The organism is Mycoplasma leonicaptivi ATCC 49890, assembly GCF_000622205.1.
In the GTDB taxonomy this organism is placed as follows: Bacteria; Bacillota_I; Bacilli_A; order Mycoplasmatales; family Metamycoplasmataceae; genus Mycoplasmopsis; species Mycoplasmopsis leonicaptivi.
This window is the reverse complement of sequence record NZ_JHWE01000043.1, coordinates 1-7,659: the sequence shown is the minus strand read 5'-3', so window position 1 is coordinate 7,659 and position 7,659 is coordinate 1. Positions and strand designations below refer to the sequence as shown.

Genomic DNA, 7,659 nt, shown 5'->3' with positions numbered 1-7,659 from the left:
CTTATACTGATGGTGTTTTAGAAAGTAAAACCTTTATAACTTTCATTGCTTCCATAGTTAAAAGTTTTATTAAGTTTCATTGTTCTGATTTATTAAAAAATAAATCAAGTTTAACATTTAATTCAATAATAGATGAATTATCAAAAATTGAGGTTTCAAAATTTGATGAAAAATATATAAGAAAAAATTCTCTAACTGCAAAACAAAAAGAAATACTCAAAAATTTGAATATTTCTTCTGATGAATTATATAGTTTCATAATATCTATAAACGAAAAAATTTCTTAATTTTTTTTATTTAGTATAAAATTTACTGAAAGTTTAAATTAAAACAAAAGTATTCTTTTGCTGTTGATCATTTTATTGAAGAAAGATATGATACTTTTGTTAAACCAAAAAATGGAATTAAATTTACTTCAGAAGATTTTGTTAGTTCTGAATTTCAACAAATTTCTCAACAACAAAAAAATCAGATTAATAACTTAAATAATGCAGATTTTAATTTTAGAAAATTTATTGGTAAAGCAACTTCGCAATCTAATAAAACATATTATAGAGGTGTTAATGTTAGAGAAATTATAAGACAAAATGCAGAATTAAAATTAAACTATGTTTTTAGATTAATTAGAAACAGAGATAAAGTTTCAAATAAAGTACCTTTAACAAATAACATTTATGAAGATAGTTGGTATGTACCAATGAATACGGGTATTGTTTATGATGGTGAAAATACTCAAACTCAATGAAGTTCTGTTGACAATGATAAACTAGATAGAGAATTATTTTATTATTTTTATGATGTTCAACCTGTTGGAAAACACGGTATGAGTTTTAAAATAGGATTTATTGATAAAAACAATCCTCAAAAAAGATATAGTAATGGTAAAACATTTACTTTATATAATATTGTTAATGATTATGAACAAGAATTATATCCAGAAGTTGTTTTAAATAAAATTAAGTTGTCTGATTTAAATATTAATAAAGAAGTTTTAGGTACTAAGACTGCTGATGTGAGTGAAAAGATGATTTAGATGGACTAAATCAAGCAATTACACTGAATTTAGATGAAGAAATTAATTATAAAAACTTTTTTATACCAAAAAATCTTTTTGTGATCAAAGAAATACAAAATCCTTACGGAACAAAAGCTTTTATTAAATTAGGATTTAAAAAATCTGATAATAATATAATTGCTGGTAATGTTTGATATCAAATAGATGGATTTAAAAAAGTTGAATCTCGAAATAGAGATTTAAATCTTAATTTTACAAACCAAAATTTAAAAACCACATATCTTTCACAAAATGAAATATTTCGTTCAAGGATACTTGAACCATACTGAAAAGATTTAGCATGATCTCTTAATAAAGAAAATAATACTGCTTCTTGAACATTAGATAAAAAATATTTAGAATATACATTATTACAAACTAATACTTCTGCAAGAAGTTTAAACTTAACATTCCATATAGCACCATTAATTTTTGATTCTGAAAAAGATAATCGTCAAAAACAAGAAAAATATGCTATTAAATATAGTTTAAATTTTGATAATTTATTAAATAATCAAAATTATATATATCAAAATAAATTTGTATTTGATATAGATCAAGAACATTATGAAATACCATATAAAATTCAAAGTATTTGAAATCCAGATAAGGGTATAGAATTTACTTTTAAAATAAGCGATGAAAACTATAAAATGTTAATAGATGTTACAAGCGCTTTAAACAAAAAAGATAACCTTGTTTTTGATAAAAATAGAGCAATAATAATTGCTCCATATGCATCAAAAGTTGTAATAAATTATATTAATTCTATCGAAGACGAAGGTTCATTTAGATTTGAGCAAACAAATCAATATGATTATAATAATATTGATTATGGTGCTTTAACTTTTATATCTGCAAATCAAGCAAAAGAACCTGCACAAGCATTTTTATTATTTAATAAAGGTTCACAAGTTGCTGATCATAATAAATATAATCCTAATCAAAATGTTGCTTTCAAACATAACGAAGGTTATGTTCCAAATAAGGAATGAATCAGAAAAGAATGAGGATATGATGAAAAATATGATCTTGTTAAAAATGTTAAAAAACGTGCTTTAAGATATATTAGACCTGGAAGTAGTGGATCATCCACAATGATTGGTAAAGTTAGTGATGAACCTAATGATATGAGATTTTACATTTTAACTAATCAACATGTTGAAAATGCTATCTCACGAAATTCACAGTTAGTTGATTCATCAAATAAATTCTATCCTAAAACCATAAAAGATTGAAGATCTTTTATGTTACCATATAACCGTTATGGAAACGATCTACGACCAGGTACATCTTTACATAATTTTCATCCATCATATACTAATCAAAATGCTGATCATAATTTAATTGATCGAAATATCGAAGTGATATGAACTGGAATACAAAGTTCTGAAATGAAAAATAATAATGGTTCTAATGGTAGAGGTATCGATGCAACTGTTTCTATTGTAGATTTTGCTTCTGAATACAAAAGAGCAATTAACAAAGCACAAGGAGATACAGCAAGATTTTTAAGAGAATGGTATGAACTTGATGATATCAAAATAGATAATAGTTATAAAGATAAAGAAATTTGAGTACCAACTATTCGTGATATAGGTCATATTGGTTTTCCAGGTTGAGGTGGTTTAACAGGTTATGTAAATCATAGACCAAATGTATCAAGTACTCAAACTGTATTTGATCAATTTCCTAATTATTCACCAATAATGTTTGGTGGTGGTAATTCAGGAACCGGATTTATTACTGGTGAAGATGCTTATATTTCTTTATGAAACTCTGGAAATGGTGGTGGTTATAGTGTTGGTTGACATTATGATACAAAAGATATGAACTATTTTGGTGTTAATTGAAATAATGAAAATCCACTTGATTTACCAAATAAATCAAGTCTTGGATTAAATATATTAAAATCAAGTCTTAGAAATCCAGAGGATTTTAAAGAACCTTGGTTTGCTTTACCTGTTAAGGGGTAAATTGCAGTTTCTTAGTAATATTTATAAAAATACGTTTAGACAGTTTTTATAAGTCTAAACGTATTTGTTTTATATTTTTAATGATTGTTTTATATTACTTTAAATTAAGAATGTAATTATAATTTGAATTTATAATGAAAATATGACTATTTTCAATTATTAATTTAATTCTGTTTCAGATGTTTTGGTACCATCTAAATCATAAGAATCTTTAGTTTTAATTTTTTCTTTTGGAATAGTAATATCATCTATTGTGATGCTAAGAACTTTACTCATTTTTTCACTTGATCTTAAAGCAAAGGTATTAGGTGATCTAAAATTAATCACTTCTGATTGATTATTTATTCTATAATCTTCATTATTTCCATATAGAACACGACCGGTATATTCAGGACCTGTTGTGATGGTATATCAATATTTAAATTTATTGATGAGTTTATTTTTAGGTTGAATTAATCCTTCTGGATTTTCTAATTTAAAGTGTAATGTAAATCTTTTATTATTTGAGTTATCATTTCAAGTACCTAATCTTTGAATATATGCATCATAAACTTTTCATTCAATTTTTCTTGCGTGATATCTTGTGACATTTTCTTGTACATTTGTATTTTCTTGTGTTTTTAACACATGTCCATTAATAGTAATTTGGTTCATTCATCAGTTTTTTGTTGCTTCTCCATTATTATTTGGTTCAGTTTCTTTACCTTCTAATTTAAATTCATATGTATTTACACCATTTTCTTTATGAGTAACAGAAAGATCTGTTCCCTTTATATTACCATCACTTGTTTTAAAAACAATTGGATCTGATGCTTTATCTACAATGTTATATCCTTTAATGTCAAATGTATATGTATATTTACCAGTATGAATATCTCATGTTCTATCAAAGTTTTGAACTAAGTTAGATAATTTGTGTAATTCCATTGCATAATTAAATTTAGCAACTTCTTCATTACCAAGTGTAAGACCTAAAACATTAATTGTTTTATCTTCATCCTTATCAATAACAAATTTAATTGTTACATCTTTTCCTTTTGTGGTTACAGAAGGTGTTGGTTGTGGAGCAACTGTTTCACCTTCTTCTTGTTGAGCACCAGAAGATGTTGAAGGCGCTGGTTGAGGTTGTGCTTGCGGTGATGTTTGAGTGTTTGAACCTTGGCTTGTATTTGGTGTTCCTGTTTCTGATCTATTTCATTCAGAACTATTAACTGTTAATAATGATTCACTTAATGTTGTATCATCTGTTTTAAGTTTAATTTCTTGTGTTTCACCTGATTTTACAAATCTTTTATCTAAAGTAACTGAAATTTCAAATTTAGAGTTTGTAATTCTTTTAACTGAATGACTTTTTAGAATCAATAATGTTTTACCATCAATTTCAGCTACTTTTTGACGGATTTCATTAAATTTGTTTGTAATTTCATCTTTATCAGTTAAATAATCATGATCCACACCTTGTGCAAGTTTTGTAGTTATTAACCGATCAAGTTGTGTTTTTAAAGTTTTTACTTCATTATATCTTTGATCATTTAATTTTTCATGCATTAAGGAATTATATTGTTCATTTATTTCATCTGTGAATGGTTTGAAATCTCTTAAATATAAACTTGGATTCATTACGTTAAGAATATATTCTTTTTTATGTTCATGATCTTTGAATAAAGAAATTTTAAATTCTTTTGCAATAACTTTATTGCTTAAGGTTTTTGTTGCAATTTCATCGACTACAACAGCAATATTTGCATCAACATTTTCAGAAGCAGTTTCATTTAAATATTTCTTAACATTAATTTTATCTGCTGTTAAAGTAGTTAAATCAAAATTACTTGTTAAATTATAATTTTTAATTTTATTTGCTTCTTGATCTGCATTTAAAATAGATGTATTATCAAGTTTTATAGTTTTGTCAAATTCAATAGATAAATCATTAGGGAATACAATGCTTGAAGAGTCTTTATATCTTTCTATATTGTTTGCTTCTGCTCATTTTTGTTTACCAGAATCTGTTAATTGTACAAGTTCAACTTCATTAAATCCTACTATACCAAAATTTGTTGTTGCTTTTTCATTAGTTGTTGTATCAGGTAAGTTTTGGCCTTTAATTCCATCTATTTCTGGCACCTTGAATTCAAATCTAATATATTTTGCTTTTACGGGATCAAAATTAATTTCTGCATAATCAACATTATCATTTGCTGCTCTATCAATTTCGCCATTACTATTTAAAATAAATAATTGTTCTTTTGTTTCTTTATCTTGATTTTTAACTCTTTCAAATTTTGTTCCATCTTCTGAATAATACAATTTAATAAACTGAGTTGGTAATGCTTTATTATTTTGAAGGCCACGTGAATATCCTCTTGCTCTAGTTCATAATTTAAATTGATTAACTACTGCATCATCTGATTTAAGTTTAATTGTAATATAACTTCTATCTTGTTCTTTACCATAAAAGTTTCATGAGTCTCATCTTGATGCTTGACCTTTATTTCCATCAACGACCATTGATAATGGTGCATGAGTAGGATTGAAATTAAATGATTGATCAACTACAACCTCTAAATTAGAAGTACCACCAAGAGTATTTAAGTCAGATGTTTCATATGTAACAGTTTTTGTTATACCTTTAATAACAACATTTAAATAGTCATAAACTGTTTGACTACCTTCTTTAAGTTTTTTTCCTTTAAAAGTTTCAAAACCTGGTTTAACTAATCTATCAATTTTTGTTGGTACACTAGGTTGTGTAGATGTGGTTATAGTTGATGTTGGTTTTTCTTCACCTGCTTCACTACTTGCAGAACCTGTTGTGACATCACTTCCACCTTGTGAAGAACCCGCTCCTGAATTAGCAGTAGGTTGTGCTTGTGCTCCAGTTTGAGAAGCATCAGTGTTTGTTGAAGAACCACCTGTTGTTGATGTACTAGCATCACTTGAATCATCTGAACCACTAGCATCTGCTTGATCATCTTGTACAACTTCTTCTTCAAGATTTTCAAATATTCAACCTTGTTCAATTTGTGATTTTAGTGCTTCTTTTACTGGTGTATCTTTAAAAGCATAAACATATTGTGTTTCTTCAAATGATTTTGTTTCTGTCATAACATTAGAAGGTGTTTCACGTAAGTTTTCTTTATCTTGTTTTGCTTTGTCAATAGCATCATCTAATCTTTGTTTTTCTTGTGCTAATTTTTCTTTTGTAGTATTTGTTTCTGCTTTAGCAGTTTCAGCTTGCATTTTAGCTGCTTCTAATTCTTTTTTAACTTCTGAATATTTACTTTCAGTCATACTATCAATTAATTCTTTTGCAGCATCAATTGATTTTTGTAATTCTACTTTAACTTCTTCAATTGAATTATTTTTAAGAATTTCAAGTTCTACTTCTTTAATAACTGCTGTTAATGAAGATGTTGAAGCATCAATATCCACTTTAGTTGATGTTGTACTTGTAGCAAATGCTTTAGCTTCTGAAAGTTTAGATGTTAATTTTGTTTTTAATTCTTGACTTAAACCTGTTTGGTCTAATGCTTCTGCTTTTTTAATTAACTCTTTTAAGTTAACTTTTAATTTATCTAATTTAGCTTTTTCTAAAGCTTTTTCTAAAGCAACTTTTGCACTTGAAACTTCATTTGCAGAAGCATCTGTTTTATCCACAACTGCTTGTGCACTCATTTTACTTTGCATTAGTTCATCTTTAACAGATTGATATTTAGAGTCTGTTAATTGTGTATCAATATATGAAGAAACTGTTGATATTGATGATATAAGTTGTGTTTTATCAACAGATTGTCCATTACTATCCAATGTTTGTTTAGAATTTTTTGCTTTATTAAAATTATCTTCAAGCATTCTTAATGCTTGTTCTACTTCGCTTTGAGTTGCATCTGTTTTGTCTACAACTGCTTGTGCTTGCATTTTATCTTGGATTAATTTATCTTTAATATTATTATATATTGCATCATTTAATTCTGATGTAATGTAAGAATTTACTTCACTAATTTTAGCTTGTAAAATTCCTTTATTAGTTGGGGCTTGTGGTTTTTTTGAAGTACCACATGAAGCAGCAACTACAAGTGGTACTGTAGCTGCTGATAAATTTGAGACAACTATTAGTCACTTATTACGCTTTTTCATAAAAATATTATTTATTTTCAAACATATTTTGAAAATAAAATCCTTTCTTAATTTAAATATAACTGATATATATATATATATATATAAGAAATGTAATGTAATAATTTTCTAAAAGTAAATTATTAAACATAAAAATAACTTTTTTATGTTTTAAAGGGGGACACAGAAATGACACAGTTATTTCTGTGTTTTCTTTTATAAAACAAAAGGAAGGGGGAGGGGTATACCCCTCGGGCTTCGCCCATAAAAATGAGCAAACATTTATCACACAAACAATGAGAATTTTGAATCAAAGAGTATTACAAAGCAAATAATAATTTTGCTAGTGAACAACTATTTTGAACTAATTTTTGTAATCAAAATAACATTAAATTTACTAAGCACGTAATTTATAGATTTAAACAAAAAATTAACTTGTATAATTTAAATATGAATTTAGATAGCAAAACAGGTAAATCACCAAAAGCAAATAAAGGAGTTGGTAGAAAAAAG

The 7,659-nt window shown here is 26.3% G+C and carries 5 protein-coding genes; 4 read left to right on the top strand and 1 reads right to left on the bottom strand.

The window, feature by feature from the left end; genetic code table 4:
* The 3 genes from BU00_RS05340 to BU00_RS0102805 all read left to right on the top strand — a co-directional run.
* On the top strand, positions 1–287 hold a 287-nt coding region (locus BU00_RS05340), incomplete at its 5' end, for a hypothetical protein (RefSeq protein ID WP_027121402.1).
* A 410-nt stretch (positions 288–697) separates the two neighbouring features.
* The gene (locus BU00_RS0102810; protein WP_027121401.1) at positions 698–1,033 is read left to right on the top strand and encodes a hypothetical protein; all 336 of its coding nucleotides are present in this window, start codon (positions 698–700) and stop codon (positions 1,031–1,033) included.
* A complete protein-coding gene (locus BU00_RS0102805) occupies positions 1,030–3,030 on the top strand; it encodes an MGA_1079 family surface serine endopeptidase (protein WP_342665344.1) in 2,001 nt (666 codons plus the stop codon). Before BU00_RS0102810 ends, BU00_RS0102805 begins: the two co-directional genes overlap by 4 nt.
* A 159-nt stretch (positions 3,031–3,189) precedes the next feature.
* Here BU00_RS0102805 and BU00_RS0102800 read toward each other — a convergent pair whose 3' ends face one another.
* On the bottom strand, positions 3,190–7,167 hold the full coding sequence (locus BU00_RS0102800) for a discoidin domain-containing protein (protein ID WP_156926435.1): 3,978 nt from the start codon (positions 7,165–7,167) through the stop codon (positions 3,190–3,192).
* Between the two features lie 249 nt (positions 7,168–7,416).
* Here BU00_RS0102800 and BU00_RS0102795 point away from each other — a divergent pair.
* The coding region (locus tag BU00_RS0102795; RefSeq protein ID WP_027121391.1) for a hypothetical protein at positions 7,417–7,659 on the top strand (243 nt) is incomplete at its 3' end.